This window comes from Clostridium saccharoperbutylacetonicum N1-4(HMT) (assembly GCF_000340885.1).
GTDB lineage: Bacteria > Bacillota > Clostridia > Clostridiales > Clostridiaceae > Clostridium > Clostridium saccharoperbutylacetonicum.
Window position 1 is genome coordinate 2,014,820 of record NC_020291.1, and the last position, 21,649, is coordinate 2,036,468.

22 protein-coding genes and 1 other annotated feature are annotated in these 21,649 nt (G+C 30.0%); of the genes, 21 read left to right on the forward strand and 1 reads right to left on the reverse strand.

Going from position 1 to position 21,649, the window contains the following annotated elements; genetic code table 11:
* Positions 1–6: 6 nt before the first annotated feature.
* From CSPA_RS08955 to CSPA_RS09015, 16 genes are all read left to right on the forward strand, one after another.
* Entirely contained in the window at positions 7–600 is a 594-nt protein-coding gene (locus CSPA_RS08955) for a TetR/AcrR family transcriptional regulator (protein WP_015391921.1), read from the forward strand.
* 580 nt (positions 601–1,180) lie between these two features.
* Positions 1,181–2,167 carry an efflux RND transporter periplasmic adaptor subunit gene (locus CSPA_RS08960; RefSeq protein ID WP_015391922.1) on the forward strand — a complete coding sequence of 329 codons (987 nt, stop codon included), beginning with the start codon at positions 1,181–1,183 and terminating at the stop codon, positions 2,165–2,167.
* A 15-nt stretch (positions 2,168–2,182) separates the two neighbouring features.
* Positions 2,183–2,836 carry an HlyD family secretion protein gene (locus CSPA_RS08965; RefSeq protein ID WP_015391923.1) on the forward strand — a complete coding sequence of 218 codons (654 nt, stop codon included), beginning with the start codon at positions 2,183–2,185 and terminating at the stop codon, positions 2,834–2,836.
* Between the two features lie 8 nt (positions 2,837–2,844).
* Positions 2,845–4,392 carry a DHA2 family efflux MFS transporter permease subunit gene (locus tag CSPA_RS08970; RefSeq protein ID WP_015391924.1) on the forward strand — a complete coding sequence of 516 codons (1,548 nt, stop codon included), beginning with the start codon at positions 2,845–2,847 and terminating at the stop codon, positions 4,390–4,392.
* A 215-nt stretch (positions 4,393–4,607) separates the two neighbouring features.
* Positions 4,608–4,760 (forward strand): hypothetical protein, encoded by a 153-nt coding sequence (locus CSPA_RS30035; RefSeq protein ID WP_015391925.1) that lies wholly within the window; start codon positions 4,608–4,610, stop codon positions 4,758–4,760.
* A gap of 283 nt (positions 4,761–5,043) precedes the next feature.
* The gene (locus tag CSPA_RS08975; protein ID WP_015391926.1) at positions 5,044–5,583 is read left to right on the forward strand and encodes a flavin reductase family protein; all 540 of its coding nucleotides are present in this window, start codon (positions 5,044–5,046) and stop codon (positions 5,581–5,583) included.
* 387 nt (positions 5,584–5,970) lie between these two features.
* Positions 5,971–6,105, forward strand: a complete 135-nt coding sequence (locus CSPA_RS30725) for a hypothetical protein (protein ID WP_015391927.1) — start codon at positions 5,971–5,973, stop codon at positions 6,103–6,105.
* Between the two features lie 70 nt (positions 6,106–6,175).
* On the forward strand, positions 6,176–6,259 hold the full coding sequence (locus tag CSPA_RS31045; RefSeq protein WP_081604005.1) for a Gp15 family bacteriophage protein: 84 nt from the start codon (positions 6,176–6,178) through the stop codon (positions 6,257–6,259).
* The gene (locus CSPA_RS08980) at positions 6,234–6,437 is read left to right on the forward strand and encodes a Gp15 family bacteriophage protein (RefSeq protein ID WP_015391928.1); all 204 of its coding nucleotides are present in this window, start codon (positions 6,234–6,236) and stop codon (positions 6,435–6,437) included. The genes CSPA_RS31045 and CSPA_RS08980 overlap by 26 nt, the downstream gene beginning before the upstream one ends.
* A gap of 254 nt (positions 6,438–6,691) precedes the next feature.
* A complete protein-coding gene (locus tag CSPA_RS08985; RefSeq protein ID WP_015391929.1) occupies positions 6,692–9,403 on the forward strand; it encodes a hypothetical protein in 2,712 nt (903 codons plus the stop codon).
* Between the two features lie 31 nt (positions 9,404–9,434).
* Entirely contained in the window at positions 9,435–10,964 is a 1,530-nt protein-coding gene (locus tag CSPA_RS08990) for a hypothetical protein (RefSeq protein WP_015391930.1), read from the forward strand.
* A 145-nt stretch (positions 10,965–11,109) separates the two neighbouring features.
* Positions 11,110–12,651: a hypothetical protein gene (locus CSPA_RS08995; RefSeq protein ID WP_015391931.1), complete on the forward strand. Its 1,542-nt coding sequence runs from the start codon at positions 11,110–11,112 to the stop codon at positions 12,649–12,651.
* Between the two features lie 116 nt (positions 12,652–12,767).
* Positions 12,768–13,703: a hypothetical protein gene (locus CSPA_RS09000; protein WP_015391932.1), complete on the forward strand. Its 936-nt coding sequence runs from the start codon at positions 12,768–12,770 to the stop codon at positions 13,701–13,703.
* A gap of 18 nt (positions 13,704–13,721) precedes the next feature.
* A complete protein-coding gene (locus tag CSPA_RS09005) occupies positions 13,722–13,946 on the forward strand; it encodes a hypothetical protein (RefSeq protein ID WP_015391933.1) in 225 nt (74 codons plus the stop codon).
* A 420-nt stretch (positions 13,947–14,366) separates the two neighbouring features.
* Positions 14,367–14,629 (forward strand) — a binding site (T-box leader).
* A 65-nt stretch (positions 14,630–14,694) separates the two neighbouring features.
* A complete protein-coding gene (gene metG, locus CSPA_RS09010; RefSeq protein ID WP_015391934.1) occupies positions 14,695–16,326 on the forward strand; it encodes a methionine--tRNA ligase in 1,632 nt (543 codons plus the stop codon).
* Positions 16,327–16,374: 48 nt separating this feature from the next.
* Positions 16,375–16,629 carry a TIR domain-containing protein gene (locus CSPA_RS09015; protein WP_015391935.1) on the forward strand — a complete coding sequence of 85 codons (255 nt, stop codon included), beginning with the start codon at positions 16,375–16,377 and terminating at the stop codon, positions 16,627–16,629.
* A gap of 497 nt (positions 16,630–17,126) precedes the next feature.
* Here CSPA_RS09015 and CSPA_RS09020 read toward each other — a convergent pair whose 3' ends face one another.
* On the reverse strand, positions 17,127–17,972 hold the full coding sequence (locus CSPA_RS09020; protein WP_015391936.1) for a patatin-like phospholipase family protein: 846 nt from the start codon (positions 17,970–17,972) through the stop codon (positions 17,127–17,129).
* Between the two features lie 104 nt (positions 17,973–18,076).
* Between CSPA_RS09020 and CSPA_RS09025 the strand changes: the two genes are divergently transcribed.
* The 5 genes from CSPA_RS09025 to CSPA_RS30500 all read left to right on the forward strand — a co-directional run bounded on the left by CSPA_RS09025 (position 18,077) and on the right by CSPA_RS30500 (position 21,649).
* The gene (locus CSPA_RS09025; protein ID WP_015391937.1) at positions 18,077–18,469 is read left to right on the forward strand and encodes a MerR family transcriptional regulator; all 393 of its coding nucleotides are present in this window, start codon (positions 18,077–18,079) and stop codon (positions 18,467–18,469) included.
* Between the two features lie 326 nt (positions 18,470–18,795).
* Positions 18,796–19,233, forward strand: a complete 438-nt coding sequence (locus CSPA_RS09030; protein WP_015391938.1) for a MarR family winged helix-turn-helix transcriptional regulator — start codon at positions 18,796–18,798, stop codon at positions 19,231–19,233.
* 84 nt (positions 19,234–19,317) lie between these two features.
* Positions 19,318–20,679 (forward strand): MATE family efflux transporter, encoded by a 1,362-nt coding sequence (locus CSPA_RS09035; protein ID WP_015391939.1) that lies wholly within the window; start codon positions 19,318–19,320, stop codon positions 20,677–20,679.
* Between the two features lie 238 nt (positions 20,680–20,917).
* Entirely contained in the window at positions 20,918–21,271 is a 354-nt protein-coding gene (locus CSPA_RS09040) for an ArsR/SmtB family transcription factor (RefSeq protein ID WP_015391940.1), read from the forward strand.
* A gap of 240 nt (positions 21,272–21,511) precedes the next feature.
* A complete protein-coding gene (locus tag CSPA_RS30500; protein WP_017810740.1) occupies positions 21,512–21,649 on the forward strand; it encodes a hypothetical protein in 138 nt (45 codons plus the stop codon).

Consider the following 21,649-nt stretch of genomic DNA (forward strand, 5'->3'; position numbering starts at 1 on the left):
TTTATCATGAACGACAATGTTAGTAGACGCCGAGGCGCTATACTTGAAAATGCGATTTTAGATGAGGCTTGGTTATTGCTTAATCAAATAGGATATAGCAAATTGACTATGGATGACGTAGCTCGTGCTGCAAAGACCAATAAAAACGCTATTTATCGCCGATGGCCACAAAAATGTCATCTTATTCTTGCTGCTGTAGAGCGAAAAGCACCACCAATAGAATTAGAAATCAGTGATTATGGTTCATTAAGAGAAGATTTAATTGCTCTATTTAAGGTTTTAGATCCAATTTTTGAAATTATCAGACCTGAGGATCTACGAGAGGTGATTTCAGATAAGTTTTCCGATACTACATCTTACGATTTATTTAGTATTGTTAATCACGATAATGGTATCCGTAAATTAATGGAAATCATTATAACGCGGGCTAATCAGCGCAAGGAAATTTCACTTTCAATAGATGATATTTCTGAAAAGGCTTTAAATTTGCCTACTTTACTAATTATCAATGAAATTGTATTATATGGAAGGCCTAATGAGGCGAGTAGTGAGGAGATTATTGATAATATTTTGCTGCCAATATATAAAGTACATAAATAATTCAATCAGTAAGAATAACATGGGGCTTATAATTAAGTTTCCATTGTTACTTCTTATTAGAAGTTGGATTCATAGAATAAATACAATTATATCAGAAAACCTATCATAATTTTATGGAAATTTGATACTGGAGCCAGCTTGGAATATAGCGTTATGGACGGAAAATCTTTGGATTTTTGAAATAAACAGTACAAGTAAACTAACAGGAATAAAGATATTGAGAACCACTTTAATCTTTTGAGTTTACATTATTATGAATATATTCAAAATATTAGATGAAAATATTGTGAACAAATTTAGTGAAAGTGTTTTTATAGCAATAGACTATAGTTACAAAGTTCTCATAATTTTTTTGATTGGAAGCAAGGGAGTATTACATTGAAAGCAGGGGAATTATGACTTCGAGGCATAATTATAGTCATTGGAAAACCAACAGAAATAACAAAAGGAAAGGCCAATGAAGCCAGATTCAATAAAATGGAATCTTAACTAATTACATAAATTCGGTGATGAAAATTTAAAAGCTTAATGAGAACGATAGTTCTTATCAATAAATAATTTGTTAAAGGAGTAAGTGATTATGAAAAAATATATTATGTTAATTTTATTGCCAGCGCTTATAGGAACATCTTTATTTTCAGGATGCACTGCAAAGGATAATAGAAATGAAAATGCTGTTCAAGCAGAAGAGATTAATGAACAAAAATCCGTATATCTCATGGCTGGAAAGCTTGCGACAGATAATCAAGTCAATGTAGCTTCAAAAATTTCTGCGAGAGTTTCAGATATATCAGTTAATGTAGGGTCAGTTGTAAATCAAGGCGATACTGTCATTAAATTAGATACTCAGGATTTGCAAGCTCAGGTAGACCAAGCCCAAGCAGCTGTAAATACTGCAAATGCAAATTTAGCTAATGCTATGAACAGTACACGTCCTGAACAAATAGCTCAAGCCCAAGCAACTTTGGACAGTGCTAAAGCAACTTATGATATTGCTAAAAAGAATTATTATCGTACAAAAGCGTTAACTGGTGTAGGAGCAGCTACAGAGGCGCAGCTTGAAACTGCACAGCAGCAACTTACTTCAGCAGAGTCAGGACAAAAATCAGCTGAAGAACAATTAGAAATGCTAAAAAAAGGCTCTACAGAAACAAGTATAGATGTCTACAAGGCACAAGTAAAGCAAGCGGAAGAAGCATTAAAAACAGCGCAAATAGTATTAAATAATGGAAACATTACAGCACCTATTTCAGGGAAAGTAACCGTTAAAAATATAAATAAAGGTGAAATAGCATCACCTGGCAGCACTCTTATTTCAATATCTAATCCTGATGCTTTATGCGTGAATGCATATGCACCCTTAAGCATTGTAAAAGATCTGAAAGAAGGACAAGCTGTAACTGTTAAAGTGTCAGAAATAAAGGATTCAGAATTTGAAGGAACCATATCAGTAATAAATTCAGAATTAAATTCTAAGAGTAGTAATGTTTTAGTAAAAATAACTTTAGTAAATTCAAATTCGCAATTAAAGCCAGGTATGTTTGCCGAAATTGGCGTGAGAAGTTAGGAGAGGATGATAAGAATGCAAGGAAAACGTAAAATAATAATTATTTGTATAGTTATAGCTATGTTAATAACTCTTGGCGGAGTTGGCGTATATTATTGGTATGAAAATGAATATTTTGTCTCAACTGAAGACGCACAGGTAGCTGGAGATTTTATAGATATAACTCCAAAAATTTCAGGAAGTCTTCTTGAATTTAGTGTAAAAGAGGGAGAAACTTTAGTTAAAGATCAAATAGTAGGGCACATGGATGAAAATGGAATAGCTGATGAAAATGTTAATTCTTCCTTACTTAGAGCGCCAATTAATGGGTTAATTATTAAAAAGGAAGCTGAGGAGGGACAATATATTGCAGCTGGAGCTACACTTGCAGTAATGGTTGATCAAGAAAAAATATATATAACTGCAAATATAGAAGAAACCAAGGTGGAAAAATTAAAAGAAGGGCAAAATGTAGATATAAAAATTGATCAATTTGAGGGAAAAGTATTTCAAGGCAAAGTTGAATATATAGGAAAAGCTTCAAATTCAGCATTTTCACTTCTTCCATCCTCTTCAGGTGGAACTTTCACTAAGGTTGTTCAAAAGGTACCTGTGAAAATTAAATTTGAGGAGAATCATGAAAATCTTCTACCTGGTACAAATGCAGACATAAAGATACATGTAAAGTAGGTGGGAGAATGGAAAATAAAAAAGAATCTTCAGCTAAATGGCTTATTATGAGCGTTGTAATTATGGCAATTTTTATGGTGAATCTAGATACTAGCATTATTAATATCTCTGTTACTAAAATGATGCAGACCTTTAATGCATCCATAGATCAAATCCAATGGGTTGTTAGTGCATATACTCTAACCTTAGGAGTTGTAATTCCATCAACAAGTTATTTTGGAGACAAATTTGGCACTAAAAACGTATTTATTACCGCGTTAATTTTATTTACCTTAGGTTCACTATTGTGCGGGATTTCATGGAATGAAAGCATAATGATAATTGCAAGAGTAATTCAAGGTATTGGAGGGGCTTGCATAATATCTCTTGGTATGGCAATATTAATGACTACTTTTGATAAAAGTGAACTTGGAATGGCAATAGGAGTAATGGGAATATTCGTAATGGCAGCCCCAGCTTTAGGGCCAAGTTTAGGTGGATATATTATTCAAAATTTTAATTGGAGATTTCTTTTCTTTATAAATCTTCCAGTTGGAATAGTTGCTACAATGATGGCAATACTTATATTCAAAAAATCAGAGCATAAATCCTCAAAGAAATTTGATATTATTGGATTTATAACTTCAAGTATTGGAATGTCCTGTGTTCTCTATGTACTTGGGAAAAGTGATTTAGACTGGAACGATATAAAAAATATCGTGCTTATGATTGTTGGATGTTATAGTCTTGTAATCTTTGTTGTGAATGAATTACTCATTGAAGAACCTATGCTTGATTTAAAACTATTAAAGAATTATACCTTTTGCATGAGTAATATTATTATGAACATTGCAATGCTAGCTCTTTATGGTGGTGTGTTTTTGATGCCGATATTCCTTCAACAAATAAGAGGACTTGACTCAATGAATACAGGCTTGATTTTATTTCCAGAAGCAATAGCAACAGCCATATCCATGATTTTATATGGGAAAATTGGCAACAAATTTGACGTTAGATTATTTGCTGTATTTGCATTAATTTTAATAGGCATTAATAGCTATAGTATGTCAAAAATTACGTTGGATACACCTAATATGGAGATAACAATTCTATTATTGATTAGAGGTTTTGGTGTCGGATTTCTCATGGCACCTGTTCAAACAATAGGTTTTAGTGGATTACCAAAGGAAGCAATGTCAAACGCATCTGCTTTAACTAATACAGTAAAACAAGTAGGGACTTCCATAGGTGTTACAATTATTACAAGCGTTATGCAGCATAGAAATGTGATTGATTACTCTAACTTAGCTTCACAAGTGACATCTTTTAATAAAAATAGTATGAAACTATATGAAATGCTTCAAGGGATGTTTATTAAAAGCGGGATGTCAGCAGGCAATGCTCAAGGAATTGCTTTAAACAAGATGTTTGGAGAAGTTGCACTTCAGGCACAGCTCCAAGCTCTTAATGATACCATGTTTGTAATTTCGATAATTACTGTTATTGTAATTATTCCAACACTATTATTAAAACAAGGTAAACAAGAAGAAACAAAGGTGGTAGTGGTAGAAGGATAAGATATATAATAGTCAGAAATTATGAATAATGCATTCTAATATTCTGTACCTTATTTATTCTTCAGAATATTGCTATAGTAGAATATACATTCTAAACCATATCACAATATATATTCTTAATAATATGCACCTAAAATGCCGGCTGAGAGTGATTTTGTATTAGCAATTTGTTAGTTAATAATATAGTAAAAGCATTATTTATTGGAGGAAGTTCAATGGTAAAGATAAATGAACAAAATAGTTTATATGAGCAGTTTTTAAAATATTCATATACAGATTTTATGGAACTATTTAATAAAGCAAAAACAAAAGAGGAATGGGATTTTTATGTTGCTTTATCTGAGTTAGTACTGAGGAGAGAACAATAAAGAACTGTAGTTAAAAATTAATGCTATTTATACTATACTTGCGAGAGTGAATTATGCAGGAAAAACATTCATATATGAGCCTATTTATTATGGAAGAAATAAATATGAAAAGAAAATAAAGATATGATGAAACTATTTGATACTGTGATGCTAAAATTGTTTATTTAGGGGCGTAATCTATCTATATGATAACTCATATAAAAGAAACAGTCTATATTTTTTTTGATTTATCCATATAATTAATATTGTTGCAACAAATAAATAATTGGATTGGAGAAAAAATATGATAAAGAAGAAAATAGCAAATATCCCTTTTGGACCATTTATTACAGTTTTAGCAGGAGCTATGGTTAATGGAAAACCGAACTATGCCACAATAGGTGCATATGGGGTTGTAAGTGAGAAGCCTGTATTGTATATTTCATTGAAAAATTCACACTATACAACTTCAGGTGTAGTGGAAAATGGATTCTTCAGTGTAAACATACCATCCTCCGAATCTATTTATAAGACTGATCTTTGTGGGTGCGTCTCTGGTAATAAAGAAGATAAATCGAATGTATTTGATTCTTTTTATGATGATGGAGGAAATGCACCAATGATAAAAGAATGTCCTGTAAATTATCTTTGTAAAGTAATACAGACAATTCCTATATTTGATTTTACTATGTTTATTGGGGAAATTGTTGCAGTATATGCGAATGAAGACTGTTTGGAAAATGGAACACCAAATGCTCTTGAGGTTAAACCAACAATTATGATGTATCCAGGATACTATAATTTAAAGGATAAAGTTGGTACAATATTTAAAACATATAGATAAATAAATTTAAAATATATGAAAAGAAATCAAGGCAGATATAGGTAATGTAATAAAATATTAGAATTTTATTAATCAAGTGACACTAAATAGGATTTTATATGGAATATATCAAAATATAAATAAATTATAGGAAAATTTTAGGAAAACTAGAGATAGTGTATAAGAAATAGATAATTAAAAGCTTTATAATAGTAATTGGGAACAAAAGATAATTTCCTCTCATAAATAAATACACTTTTTTAAAAGTATCTAGTTTAATCCATGAGCTAGGTACTTTTTTGTTATGGAAATTAGTATTTAGTTTAACAAAGGGAATGATCATAAATCACCCTAAAAGTAAATGCTTACAAAAGTAGGTGAATTTAAGATTAATTATTTAGGAGGAAAATGAAATGTGGACGATTGATTAAACAAAGAAATAGTTTCGTAAACTATTTAAATGTAGTAAAGGGGGCAGAAGAATATGTATTAATGAAGCAATTGATAAGGTATTATCGTTTTATCGAAGTAGTAAGGATATAAGAATCCAAAATTCTCAAAGAAGTAGTGGCAAGAGTGGAAAAATTTATTCTTCGAGTATGATAATGAATATATCTATAGTGCATTTTTAGATCAATATAATATGGATCTTCAGGATGTAAAGGAGATTTATGGGTGGAAGTTTAACCATGTTTAAAGCACTTAAGGAAGATAATAAAATAGTGAAGATAATTGGATATGGAGTTATGAACATAGTTAATAAAACACCTAAAGAGCAAAAGGAATATTATAAAAAAATCGAAAAACTTTATGAAATTCCAAAATCCAAAAATGAAAGAGAAAAATTAATGCTCAGAAGAAGCATTAATGGGTGATGGGGATTTAAGTGGAATATTATAAAAATTTTATATTATCATATGAAAAAAAGCAAGTTAAGAATGGGAATGTTTCACATTATTAACTTGTTTTTTATGCTTATGTAAGAAAGGAATGATTATTTATGGGATTGGATTGCAATAAATGTGCAAAAATTTACTATACTCTTGCTAGAAAGCCTCCACGCTTCAGCGTATAAGGATGAATGACAAGCTGTCCTTTAAATAAATTATGAAGGAAAAGGAGTGATAAAATGGACAATCTTACCTATATTTTAGGCAAAAAATATGCTCAAAGCATAGGCTGTGAAATACCAGGGTTTAATCCAACGCCAACAGGATTTGAATTAGTAACACATACAAATTTAAATAATATCTTAGAAAAATTGATTTTAGACGCAATTGGAAATGTATTATTTGATGGCAAAATGGTTATTAATACACCAAATATAAATTATAATAAAGAATTTATAATATCAGCATCAGAGTGGATTCAAGATTCTACAGATAAAGAAAAATACATTTGGACAAAGGTCCATAATCTTGCAACAAAAGATCTTGTGTGCGCAGTGTATAATGGCTTAGATGAAGAGGTGGCTGTAGGGGTTAAGACTCCTGATATAAACACAGTAATATTAAGAAATTCAAATCCTTTTAATGGTAGAATTGTAATTAATTATTCTATTGAAATGTCTTCTAATGGAGGCTCTAATAGTGATTCAAATGGAACTGTAAAAATGACAGCCAATGATAGCACTAGCAAATATTTAGCAGATTTAATAGATGGGTTAACAATTAAAAATATAAATGGAAGCTTAGTGGCAACAACTTTAGATGGTTTAACTGTTACAATAGCAGAACTAAACTCACTGCATAGTATTACTGAGGATATAAAAGATAGACTTAGTTCATTATCTGGAACAATATCATTAAAGGATACACATAAAGCTACTTATGCAGATTTAAGCATAACAACTGGAATAAAACAAGGCGATGCATATATAGTTGATGCAGATGAAACACAAGGTGGAGAACAAACGTGGTATGTATTTAATGATAAAAAGTGGGTTTGTCTAGGCGTAATAAGTGTATCTGTTAGAGATTTTTTAGTTAATCCACTAAATGTTGTAACAGAATCAACAGGAATATATAAAGAGTCACGCATAGATCCATTAATTGCAAGAAAATCTGATATTCCAAGTATACCTAATTTAAGTTTATTAACTACGTATACTCAAACTGATACAGATTTAGCAGATGCAGTAGTTAAGAAACATGATCATGCTAATAAAGCATTACTTGATACTTATACTCAAACAAATGCAGACTTAGCAAATGCGATATGTAAGATACATGACCACACTAATAAAGAATTACTTGATGCTTATACTCAGACTAATGTTGATTTGGTAGATGCAGTAGCTAAGAAACATGAACATGCTAATAAGTCTGTAATTGATAATTTCTCTGAGGATAGTGATGGAATACCACTATATAAAGGTAATCCGATTACAAGTAGTGGTAGTGGTGTGAGTGATTTAAGCACTTTTAGTACTGCTGATTTAAAAGACACAACAAATTATAGATATGTAACTGATGCAGAAAAAGCTAACATTAAAAACTTGTCTGCTGTTGTAGCAACACAAACTAATATAAATAACACTTTATCTACTATCACTAATGAGATTTCATCTAGTGCATCAAGTTCCAATAAATTAATCACTACTAATGAGGTAGATACAAAGATAAATCATGTTAAGTTTGTTGATTTAGCTGATGTAGATCATAAAGTAAAAATAAACTCATTTATTGTTACTAATCCCACTGGAACTCAATTAACTTATCGTGATTCCATAAAGGATTTGATAAGGATACAAAAAGTTACAGATGAAGGTGGAGTTGATTACTTTGATATTCCAAGTATAAAATTTAAAAATATGACTGGTGTACAAGATTTAGGCGGAAATTTAGAATTGACTTTGCAAAATCTGTTCACTACAGATTTGAAGGATATGCCAGCTAGTTATGAAAATGGTAAGGTATTAGTTGCAAATAGTGGTTTACAAGCATATGAATTAAAAGACATTGGAACATTAACTAATAGTAAGGAAAACTTTACTAAATCTATAGAGCAAACGGACTGGTATTACAATACTGATTTGGAAATTTATACATGTGTTGTATCTCATGGATTAAATTCCAAGAATTTAATTATAGGAATAGTTGATGCACATGATAATTTTATAAGTAATGTAATTTGGAAAATTATGGATAATAATGTGGTTATGTTTAAATCAACTACTGGAGATTCTATAAGAGTAATTATAAATTGTTCTCAAGGAGCTGCTGGTAGTGGTACAGGAGGAACAGGTGGAACTACAAATGTTATTTCTACTGATTTTATTGATGATACTAGGGTTAGAACAGATAAGACTTTTAGTTCATCTAAGATAATATCAACATTAAATAACTATGCGCAAAAGAGTACAGTTTACACAAAAAATGAATCTAATGCTTTATATGCTAGCAAATTAAATGAGCATATTCATGCTAATATGTCTATTTTAGATAGAATAACTGAAGATTCAAATGGAAATATCTACTTTGGTAATCAGAAGCTTTTAACTAATCTTAACCCATACACATATCAAAAACATTGGGAAAAACAAAGTTATACAGATTCTACGCTGCTTGTTGATGTTAATACAATTTTTAATACAAATCAATATAGTGCAATTTTAAACACAGAATTTACAATACAAAATAATATAGCTAGTGTTGATGAAAAAACTGATGCATTAGCTGGAAATCAAGTACATTTAGTTGTGATTGATAATTCAATGGTTGTATTAGATGTATTAATTGCACCAGGAAGCGTTCAAAAATATTTATTAGGAATATCACCTAATGTTCAAATAATGGTACAAGGTCAATTTAGTAGTAATTATTATTTGACAGCTTATTAATAAATTATAAATAAAAAGGAGGAAATAAATAATGGCAAAGATTTTAGGTTCAACAGCTATAGGTGGTAATATATCAAAAATGATAGAAACCCCAGATTACTTTTTAATAAACGGACAAGTATATGATAAAAATACACTTTCTCCAGATCCCTTTGATTTTTGTCCAGTAACTTCAAGTGCATTAAATGAGATGTCTTTAGCTCAAACTGCATATGTTAATGGTCACTGGGAAAGACAAAGAACAACAAACGGCTATATGATTGATAGTACAGACCCATCTACTTGCTATGTAGCAACTCAAGGAACATTTAATTCATCAACAGCTGGGATTTATAAATTAACTAAAAATGCAAATGGAACTTGGACAAATACACCATATACTGACTGGGGGGGGAGCTATAGTCCATTTATAGATATGATAAGTCAAGATAGTCAAAAAATTTATTATACAATTCATAGGATGGTAGGTGGTGGTTACGTTTATATTGGGCAATTAAATAAAACTACAATGAAATCTACTTATACAAATTTAGTAAATGTGGGAGCAGTAAGAATACTCAAAGATACTGATATGTATATTTATTTTACATGTAGCTCAGTCAATGAGACAACTATTAATGTTGGTAAATATGACAAAGTAGCAAATACAGTATCATGGTTATTAGCTGATAAATTTACAGCTGGTAATTTTTATAATTTTGAAGCTTCGGATATAGATAATAATGGTGTATTTTATTCTGTCAGAGATGGCTTAGGAATGGGAATGAGTGACCATTACGTAGGTATTAGAAAATTTGTGCTAGATACCTCAAAAGATACCATTATTGCATCAAATGTTACTTTAGATACATCATTATATCCAAATGGTAAAATACCATTGGTTACTGGTGCTGCTATGGGTGTAACACATACATTATTAAGGCATGCAGATTCAGGCACTGGAAAGAACTATATGACACATATAATTTATAATGGTGGAACTAGTGGCAACTATACTAATGCAGCTGACTCAGCTTTATACACTTATGAGATAGTAGATGATATTAATTGGAAACTTGTATCTTACACTAGTTTTAATCCGGTAATTTATAGAACATGTTTACCAATTTTAAATAATCAAACAATTATACTTGCTTATGAAAGTGGCTGTCATATATATGTTTGGGATTCTGGAACTACATCTTATAAGAAGGTATCGTCTTTTGATTCTCCAATAGGTGCTGTAGGAATTGATAGTAACAACAATATATATATTCAATATGCTGATACAAGCATAGAAATGATTTCAAATGTAATGCCAATTACTGTCTTTGCTGATTTTCAGGAAGATGTATATAACTACAATGGAACAGATATAAGTACAAATATAGTGGCATATGTTAAAAATTATCAAGGAAAATACTTACCAGCAAGTATACAAATTAATCTTTATGGTAATTGTAAATTTACAGATGATGGTAAGAGGACTAAAACCGTAACTACAACTAATCTTGATAAACTAACAATACCAGTTACTATTTATGATACTGGTAATTTAAGGGTTTCGGTAAAAATATTATAGGATAACAAATTATCATTTTGATGATAAAGATAGTTATAAAAAATCAATCAAATAAAAGAAAGAAATAAATAAATAATAGTCGAGGAAAAGAAGTAAATTAATGATACTTCTTTTTATTATGTTAAATTTTAAGGAGGAATAAATTATGGCAAAAATACTAGATTCTAATACAATAACAGGAGCAGTTCAAAAAGTGGTTGAGACTCCAACTGGATATATTATAAATGGACATTTTTACGATAAGGTACAGATGATTCCTAAACCATTAAAACTATTTCCAACACTAGGAGATACTACTGATTTAAGTATGTCACAAAAATTACTATTAGGCAGCCCAATAGCTAATCACTTTAAAACACAAGGAGATACTATTGTTAGTGATAGATATGATTCAACAATATCGTATGTTTGGGTAGTAGGAGCAAGAACTGCTACAACACAAAGATTATTAAAAATAAAAGAAAATAGTGGAGATGTTAGCTTAGTTAATTCAAATTCTTATGTATCTGTACCAACTTATAACCCGTTAGTTAGAGCTTATTGCGGGCAAGATTCTACTTATTTATATTATATAGTTTCTTGTGCTTCAGTATACACAGAATATTTTGTAAAAGTAGATAAAACGACATTAGTTATGACTGTTATAGAAAGCCTTTTAAATTATTCTTGGGGATCAGCAATAAAGGAAAATTCTACTCATATATATTATGGTAGAAAGCAAGGTTATGGTACTAGCACCTTAAAGAGATATAATAAAACAACTAGTACAACAGATACCTTTAGTATAACTGCTAAAACATCAAATATTTACTTTAGCACATGTTTCTCAGAAATAGTATCAAATAGTGATACTTCTTTCTACACCTATTCATTATCACATAATCAATCAACTAATAAGTTTGGAGTTACAAGATATGCTTTTGATACTACACAAACTTCTTTAGATAAAGTTTGCACTGAAGCAGATATGAATATAACTTGGGGTTCTATTACACAATTCCCTGTAGTTGCTTCTAATCCATCTGTTACTTATGAACCATTTATAACTACTGCTAGTAATGGTGATAAGTATCTTAATTTTGCAGTGTATGAAATAGCTAGTGGTTCAACTCCTACTAACATTCCAAGCTATGGTATATATACATTCTTACTTGATAATTCATCAAATACGTTAACATTTAAGAATTTTGTTCAGGTTACTGCTGATTATTTTAGAGGATTTATTGGAACTAAAAGCAATACATTCTTAGTTTGTGCTTCTTCAACAACTACTATATTTATGAATTTTGATGAAGCAAGTGCAAAATTCAGTATTACAGACACAATAAGCAATCAACCTTCACATATAGGAATAGACCAGTCTGAAAACATTTGGATAGTAAATGCACTTGGGGAAGTAGACTACTTAAATCCATTTGTACCAACTAATATAAATGTTGCTTATGAAAATTCAGCATATAAATATGAAGGAACAGATATAAGTACTTTCTGTACAGTTAATTGCCAAAACTATAGCGGAAAATATATTGAAGCTAAATTGCAATTAACATTGAAAGGTAATGGAGTATTTACTTCAAATAGCAGTAAAGTAATAACTGTAAATGCATTAGCCACTGGTGATTTAAAAGTTCCTATTAAAATTACTGGAGCTGGTAGCTTAACAGTATATCCGCAATTAGTAATGTAATAACAAAAATGGGGGCGGAATTCCCCTATTTTTATTTAAGGCACAATCAAAAAATAACAGGCCAGTATGTTTGTCTGTCATTTTTTTCATGTGCTTAATTAGGAGGTGAAAGTAAAATGAGTTTTGGTGATGGTATAGCAAAAAGCATTGGTAATGTAGGATATAGTAAAATAATACCTATTGCTGACGGAACTGCAATAGTGAACAGCAGTGTTGATGTAGATATTCTTCAATTTCTTAGTCCTTCAAGAGACAAAGACGTACCATTTGAAAGAACTGTAATTACTGATAATATTACAATAAATAATATAAGAATAAATTCTGATACTCAATTTGTTATTTCTGGTGTAGATATACCTATTACATGCTATACATGTGGTACTGAATGGCATAATGTGTTATCTACAGTAATTGATCAGTATTATCCTAATCCAGCAATGCTTAAAGCAACTTGTCAAGTTATAGATAAGAATGATGCTAATAAGTATATCACGCAGTATTTAACTATGAACTACACAAGAGTACATTCCAATATAATTCCTATCAGTTGTTATAAATCAAAATATTTGATGAATAACAGCAAGTATGTTTTAAGTAAGAGTATGGGACATAAGGAGCAATTGTATGACATTGATGTAGAAACAAAAGCAACTATTAATTGGGAAGAGGATTATGATATAGTTTGTAATCCAGCAGTTACATTTATAGAAAATAGAATTCCTTATACAAAAAATAGTATTACTTTAAATCAACCAGTTTCGGTAAATGTAGAGGATTATAAGCCTCCAATTATATCTCCAGATTTTTCTGGTGGAGCTTTAAATAGCTTCAGAATAGTAGTTCAAAAGTGTTCGTATTTTGAACAATACTTATCATTTAAAACAGGAAAAATAGTTGATATCAGTGGATTACCTCAAGGCATGGTTTATGAACTTGGATATTTAAAGGGTTCACCTTTAATTTCGGGAAAGTATCCCATTTCTATTAAAATGGAGGATAAATCTGTTCTCAGTGGGTTGCTAATTGTAACACAAGTGCCACGTGAACTTTAGGAAAGGAGGGTTAATAACATGGTTAGATATTATTTTAATTCCAATTCAGAAATAGTTTTAACTAATGATTTAGATATAAATATAGTTCAACATGTAAACCCAGTTACTCAAAAATATTTTGCCAATAAAGATGAGGCGATAGCGTGGGCAACGGAATATATAAAGCATTTTGATGAAACTCTAGTTAAATCAGATGAGAAAGTGGAACAATCAAATGAGATTGAGGACATAAAAGGAAAATAGATTAATCATCAAACAAATGAGTGATGCAATAGTGGAAACGCCTGCGGGTATAACTATGTAAAATTGTAAATGATAACTTAATAATGTATTTAAGTAATGGAGGAGAACCAAATCCAGATGGAGGAGGCTCTCCTTTTTTTTTGTTTCAAGAAGAAGGTTGATGATAAGTTTTGTGAATATTAAAAACTTATATATAATAATGCTGACTATTCTTATATGATGTAACAGTCAAAAGTAGAATGACAAGAAGTATCTAAAAAGGTACTTCTTATTTTCAATAAAAGAACTTGTTATATAAGTGAGAAAAAGAATGGGTTATCACTTGCTACTGATACGGTGAACCGTACCATAAATGACGTAGACTTTTACTAAATTTGTATGAAATATATTGACAATGTAATTAAGAAGAGTATAATGATTACAAATGCAATGAAGAGGAAAGTAACTTTAAGAATACTTATACAGAGAGTTTCCATTGGTGAGAGGAAGCAAAGAATATTAAAGTGAAAATGGCCTTGGAGCGGTGTACCGAGATTTTTATTATAAAAATTAAGGCTGCAACGGATTCACCCGTTATAGTGATAGAGTATAATCATATGATATATGACGTACTTGATGAGGTGCATATTGTAAGGTATGCATGAAATAGGATGGTAACACGAAGTTTAGCTCTCGTTCCTAAGATTAATTTCTTAGGACGGGAGCTTTTTTATATTTAAGTTTTATTATAAATAGGAGGATTTAGAAGATGAATATTTTTATTGGAGGGGCTTGGCCATACGCTAATGGTTCATTACATATTGGCCATATAGCTGCATTATTACCAGGAGATGTATTAGCAAGATATTATAGGGTGAAGGGAGATAATGTATTATATGTTTCAGGGAGTGATTGTCATGGAACTCCTATATCAATAAGAGCAAAGAAAGAAGGTGTATCGCCAAAGGATATAGCCGATAAATATCATGCAGAATTTAAAAAGTGTTTTGAAAGGTTAAATTTTTCATATGATTATTATGGTAGAACAGATGATGAATTTCATAAGAAGGATGTACAAGAAGCTATAGTCTTACTATACAATAAAGGATTAATTTATGAAAAGGAAGTAGAACAAATATACTGTCAACATTGCAACCAGTTTTTGCCAGACAGATATGTTGAAGGAGTGTGTCCAAAATGTAATTCAATTGCAAGAGGAGACCAATGTGATAATTGTGGCACTTTACTAGAGCCATTAGAACTTTCAGAAAGAAAATGTAAGTTGTGCAGCAATACACCAATAGTAAAGAATACAAAACAGTTATACTTCGCTTTATCTAAGTTTCAAAACACTATTAAAGAAAACCTAGATAAAACTCAAAGTAATTGGAGAGTTAATGCAATAAATAATACAGAAAGATACCTAGATGAAGGGTTATGTGATAGGGCTATATCAAGAGACTTATCATTAGGAATAGATATACCTATACAACAGTTTAGAGATAAAAAGGTTTATGTATGGATAGATGCTGTATTAGGATATCTTACAATGAGTAAAAAATGGGCATTAGAAAATAAAAAATCCTATAAAGAGTTTTGGGATGAAAATGCCACTTCATATTATGTACATGGTAAAGATAACATACCTTTTCATTCTATAATTTTACCAGCTTTAATAAAGGGCATAGGATATAATAAGTTGCCTGATAGGATAATATCCAGTGAATATTTAACATTGGAGGGTAAAAAAATATCAACAAGTAATAGCTGGGCCGTATGGGTGCCAGATATAATAGAACGTTACAACCCAGATGCGTTAAGATATTTTTTCTTAATTAATGCACCAGAAAAAAGAGATACTGATTTTTCTTGGAGAGAATTTGTGAATAGCAATAATGGTGAATTATTGGGGGCATATGGCAATTTAGTTAATAGAACTTTAGTTTTTGCTAAAAAATATTTTAATAGTAAAATTCCTAATGGAGAAGTAGCTATTAATATAAAAGAAGAAATAACTAGTTTATATAATGTTATAGGAAATCATATTGAACAAGGAAACTTAAAAGTTGCACTTGAGAAAGTTTTTGAATTTATAAGAAGTATGAATAAATATTTTGATGAAAATGCACCATGGATTACAGTAAAAGATAATTTGGAGGTTTGTGGTAATACAATATATAATTGTATTTATTCAATAGCAAATTTAGCAAACTTATTATCACCCTTTTTGCCAGAATCTTCAGGGAAGATAAAAGCATGGTTAGGTATTAGTGGGGATAGATGGGAAACTGTTGAGCCGAGGTATGGTGTTTCAATAGAGGAAGTTACAATATTATTTGAAAGACTTGATAAGAAGATAATAGAAGAAGAGAAAAATAGGTTGTTGAACTGTAAAAATTAAATATATATTATAATAAGGATATATATAAAATCTTTAAATTTACAAAAAATGACTCTTGCCATAGATGAAAAAAGTAATTTGCAATATAGAGCAAGGCAAAATGTTGTATTTGAACATGGATATTTAATTGGGAAATTAGGACGAAAGAAAGTATGTGCATTGGTGAAAGAAAATATAGAAAAACCTAATGATATAGCAGGCGTTGTTTATATACAAATGAATGATGACAAATCATGGAGGTGGGATGTAATTAAGGAAATGAAAAAATTAGGATATGATATAGACACAAATAAGTTGGTATAGTCTTGTAATTAACTATATTTAAAGAATATTAATATAGGTATATACTAAATTAAAAAGGTGTTATCACTTGCTACTGATACGGTGAACCATATCATAAATGAAGGATAGCATGTAAAATCAAAGAACAAAACTAAGGATATCAAGCTACACATCAAGGAAATAGTAAAATAGACTATTGTATATGTTAACTTTCTTAATAACCATGAATAAGTCTAGAGATATGGAACTAATAGAGCATAAATATAATTAACAACTTAATAACGTATTTAAGTATTTTAGGAGAACCAAGTTATTCTTATTTTACTTTTAGAAGAAGGTTCATGATAAATCTTATCAATATAAAAATTTGTATACAGTATAATAAAGAAAAACTTTCAAAAAGCATGTTATAATTGATTCAGAATGGGAAATAAATACGCAAAAATTTCTTATTTTTGCGTATTTTATAAAGACATATGTGGAAATGATTTCTGATAGTAATCTTATTCTTTATTATGTCATATTTCATAAATAGCTTCTGCTTCTTTTATTCCTTGATTAAATCCAGCCTTTGCAGATGCTGGAGTATGAGTTGGGTCATAAGGATTTTTTCCTATTGCTAAAATGCTATCTTTATTAGGTACAATAAGGGAAACAGATGAGCTTTTTTGCATTTCAGCAACATCTTCTTCAACGCTTGGAATTAGACCATGCTTTTGGGGCATAGGAGATAAAACTACAACTTTATCATAAGAAGCTGCTAAATGTGCATTTGTAGTTGAAACCATTCCTCCATCAATCCAATCTATTCCATTAAAGTTTACTAATGGCCAGAGTCCTGGAACTGCACCACTTGCAGTTACTGCATTTATTAGCGTTGTTCCTGAATCTTTATCAAGTACATGGAGATTTCCAGTTTCCGCATTTATTGCAGTGACCTTTAACTTTGAAGGCCAGATACTTGTGGTAAGTCGTGATTCAACTACTAATTTACGTTCTTCTACTGATGCCTTTGGAGGATATTTTTTTGCAATATCTCCAAATATCCTTCCTATTTCTTTTTTATTATCTTTACCATATTGAAACGCTTGAAGCCATAACATCATAAGTTCAGAGCTAACAGATGCATTTACTTCAGATGTATTTGGGATGAGTTGAGACTCATAAAGTTTTTTCATATCGTAGTTACTTGCTAATGCGGATCCAACAAACGAACCAGCAGAAGTTCCAATTATAACATCTGCGTCTGCTAAATTAAGTCCCTCTTGCAGTAAGGCTGTAATTATACCAATCTCCCAAGCAATTCCAGTTACTCCGCCTCCACCTAATACGACAGCTCGTGTTTTTTTATTAATGTTTTGCATGATAATACTCTCCATTTCTTTATTGTATTAACTAGTAAAGGGTTTAGATATAGTATAAACTATGAAGTAAGGTTTAGAGTCAAGAGAAATTAGTGAGGTATTTTATGAAAATAAATGAAGTTTCAAAAAAAACTGGGTTGTCTATATCTACTATTAGATTTTATGAAAAGGAAGGCTTGATTCCTGAAAAATATGTTAGTAGGGATACAAATAATTATAGGAATTATTCTGTAGATATAATTGAGTATCTATTAATGATAAAAACAGTTCATTCTGTGGGTTTTTCTTTAAAAGAGATCAAAGAGATAGAAAAAAGTAATGAAAATACATTTTCGATTGATAGAAAAATTGAACTCTTACAAAAAAAGATAAAGGAAGTAGAAGAGCAAAAAGAAAATTTAAATAAAACGGAAACTAGATTAAAAAAGATGTTGAAAAACAAATTAAATTTAAAATTTAGATTAACTGAAGGGGTTACCAATGAAGATAAGAATTAGTTCTGATAGTTTCTCGAAAAGCTAATAACGCTGTAGATTTGCTACGTTCTATTTCTATTTTATTAAACAGTTAACAGTATTATGATAAGAAGTATTTCTTAGGTACGTTTTTTATTTTAAATAAAATATTTTGTTATATTAAGTGAGAAAAAAAGGTATCACTTGCTGCTGATACGGAGAACCGTATCATAAGTAAAAGATAGCATGTAAAAAAAGAAATATTATAGATATAGAAATAATTATAAGAAATAAATATTGACACTTGAAAGTCTAATTGTTAAACTATAAATAGTTAGAGTTCTAAGTAAAGTTTAGGAGGAATTTGAATGACTAATTCTGGATACTCTGTAGAAACAATATATTCACAATTAATTAGAAGTATTGCGATAAAAATGAAACTCAGTTCTGATGAAAAAGTAAAAAAGTTAGGATTGAATTCTCAACAAGGACGTATGATTGGTTATATTTATGAACATCAAGATAGTGGTATTATTCAAAAAGATTTGGCAAAAGTCTTTCAACGTACAGAAGCAAGTATTACAAGTATGCTGCAAGGATTAGAGAAAAAAGGGTATATTGAAAGAAGAATTCCTAAAGAAAATGAGAGACAAAAAAATATATATGTATTGCCTAAAGGTGCTGAACTTATAGAAGATTTTAATAAATTGGTAGTCGAGGAAGAGGAAAATATTATTGCAAACTTGACGGAACAAGAGAAGGAAACTTTGTTAGCTTTGTTATTGAAAGTAGATAGAAATATATAAGTTATTAATATAATAACTTATATTAAAAAACTTAGAATTCTAAGAATACGAATTCTAATAATACTTATTATGGAGGATGAAATTATGAAACAAAAATTGTCAAATGAATATTATTTAGAAAGTGCACCGATTACTAAGGCAATTGCACATTTATCTATTCCTATGATGATCGGTATGTCAGTAGGTACAATATATAACGTTATTAATGCTTTTTTTATTGGACTATTAAACAATACAGATATGTTAACTGCCATTACTTTAGGATTACCAATCTTCACTATACTAATGGCTTTTGGAAATATGTTAGGAGCTGGAGGTGGAACATTTATAACTCGTCTCATTGCTAAACAAGACGTAGACAAAGCTAAGAAGATAGCTGGATATTCTTTTTATAGTAGTATTATCATAGGAATTTTGCTTGGAATGATTGCTATGATAGCACTTAATCCTATTGTTAAGATTTTGGGGGCAGATACTTCTGCTATTATTAATTATACAAAAAGTTATTCTTTAACTATGTTTATTGGTGGTTTTGCAATTATAATGAACTTCGCATTGGAGCAAGTTGTGCGAGCAGAAGGAGCATCAAAAGAATCAATGTTCGGAATGGTTGTAAGTACAATTTTTGGTCTTATATTTGACCCGTTATTTATACTAGTATTTAGATTTAATGTTGTAGGGGTAGCATTATCAATGATTTTAGCTAATATAGCTTCATCAATTTATTATATTTACTACTTGGAAACAAAAAGTGAGAATTTAAAAGGATTTATTAAGAATATTAATATTTCCCTTAAAGATAAAATAGAGATATATAAAATTGGGGTTTCTGAATTGTTCCTAGCTGGTTTTCTAATTATTACAACGCTTCTTTTGAATAATTATTCAATCAGATATGGAGAAAGTGTAGTAGCTAGTTTTGGTATTGCCTTGAGACTTGTACAAGTACCAGAATTTCTTGCAATGGGGCTCGCATTAGGAATTATTCCTTTAATTGCATATAATTTTTCTAATGAAAACTTTAAGAGATTAAAAGACAGTATAAAACAATCAGCTTTATGGATTTTAGGATTATCAGGTGGATTTGTTACTTTAGTTTTTATTTTTAGAAATGTAATTATTCATCTGTTTTCTAATGATTCAGCAGTATTAACTGTTGGAGTTTATATCATGGCGGCCATGCTTATTTCTGCATTTTTCAATGGATTTACTACATTATTTACAGGAATTTTTCAAGCATCAGGTCAAGGAATACCATCAACAATTATGGGAATTACACAAGGAATTCTTTTTATTCCTGTCATAATAGTATTGAATAATTTCTATGGATTGCATGGTGTTATATGGTCTATGACCATTACAGAGATAATTACCTTTTTAACTGGAGCAATACTATATATTATTTTTAATAATAAAATAAAAAAGAATCAAGTAGTAGCAAACTAGCATTAATAAATATTGTGTCTTTATAACCACCTAGATTTAATAAAGTAAGGCACATGAAAATAAATATAACTTTAATTATGGATAATATATATATAGGAACAAAATGAAAAAAGTATAGCTTAGTAGTATTTATTCATCTAGAATTTCTTTACCAATAAACTATTTCAAAAAGTTCTATGATATAATGACTTAAACAAATGAACTATTAATACAATTCTTCTACAGAAGGAGTTTAAAAATGAATGAATTTGATGAGCTTTTAGAGTTATTAAAAGAATTTAAAGAGTCCCAAAAAGCATTAATAGCTATAGGGGATGAAACAAGACAATTAATAATAAGTACGTTACTCTTGAGTGATTGCAGGGGAATAAGAGTAGGTGATATTGCAGAGAAGGCTAAGCTTTCAAGACCATCTGTGTCCCATCATTTACAAATATTAAAGAATGCAAATATGAGAAGTGTTCGAAAAGAAGGAACAAGGAATTATTACTATTTGGATGCAAGGGAAAATGAACTAAACAAGCTAATAAAACTTTTTGGTCATGTAAATTCAATTATGAAGTTGGTACCTGATAGAAGAGATAATTTTTAGGGTTGCGATATAACTGTTACGGAGAACTGTATTGTAAATAGAGGATAATATGTGAAATACTATAGGTATCAAGTTAGGTTTCAAGGGAGCAACAAAAGAAACTGTTGCATATGTTGATTTCAAAAATAACAATAAACAAAACTAGAGATATAGAATCAATAGAGCTTAAGTAGAGAACTCAAATCTATGATTTGATGTGAATCACTTAGCGAACGAATGTGAGTCGAGTTTCCTTTATTAATGAGTTACTTAAGTAATGGAGGAGAACCTAATCCAGATGGAACTGGAGGCGGTTCTCCTTCTTATTTTGCGTCAAGAAGAAAGTTGATGATAAATAGTAATTTCTCGGCATATACCTATTTTAGAAAGTCGCCTTGA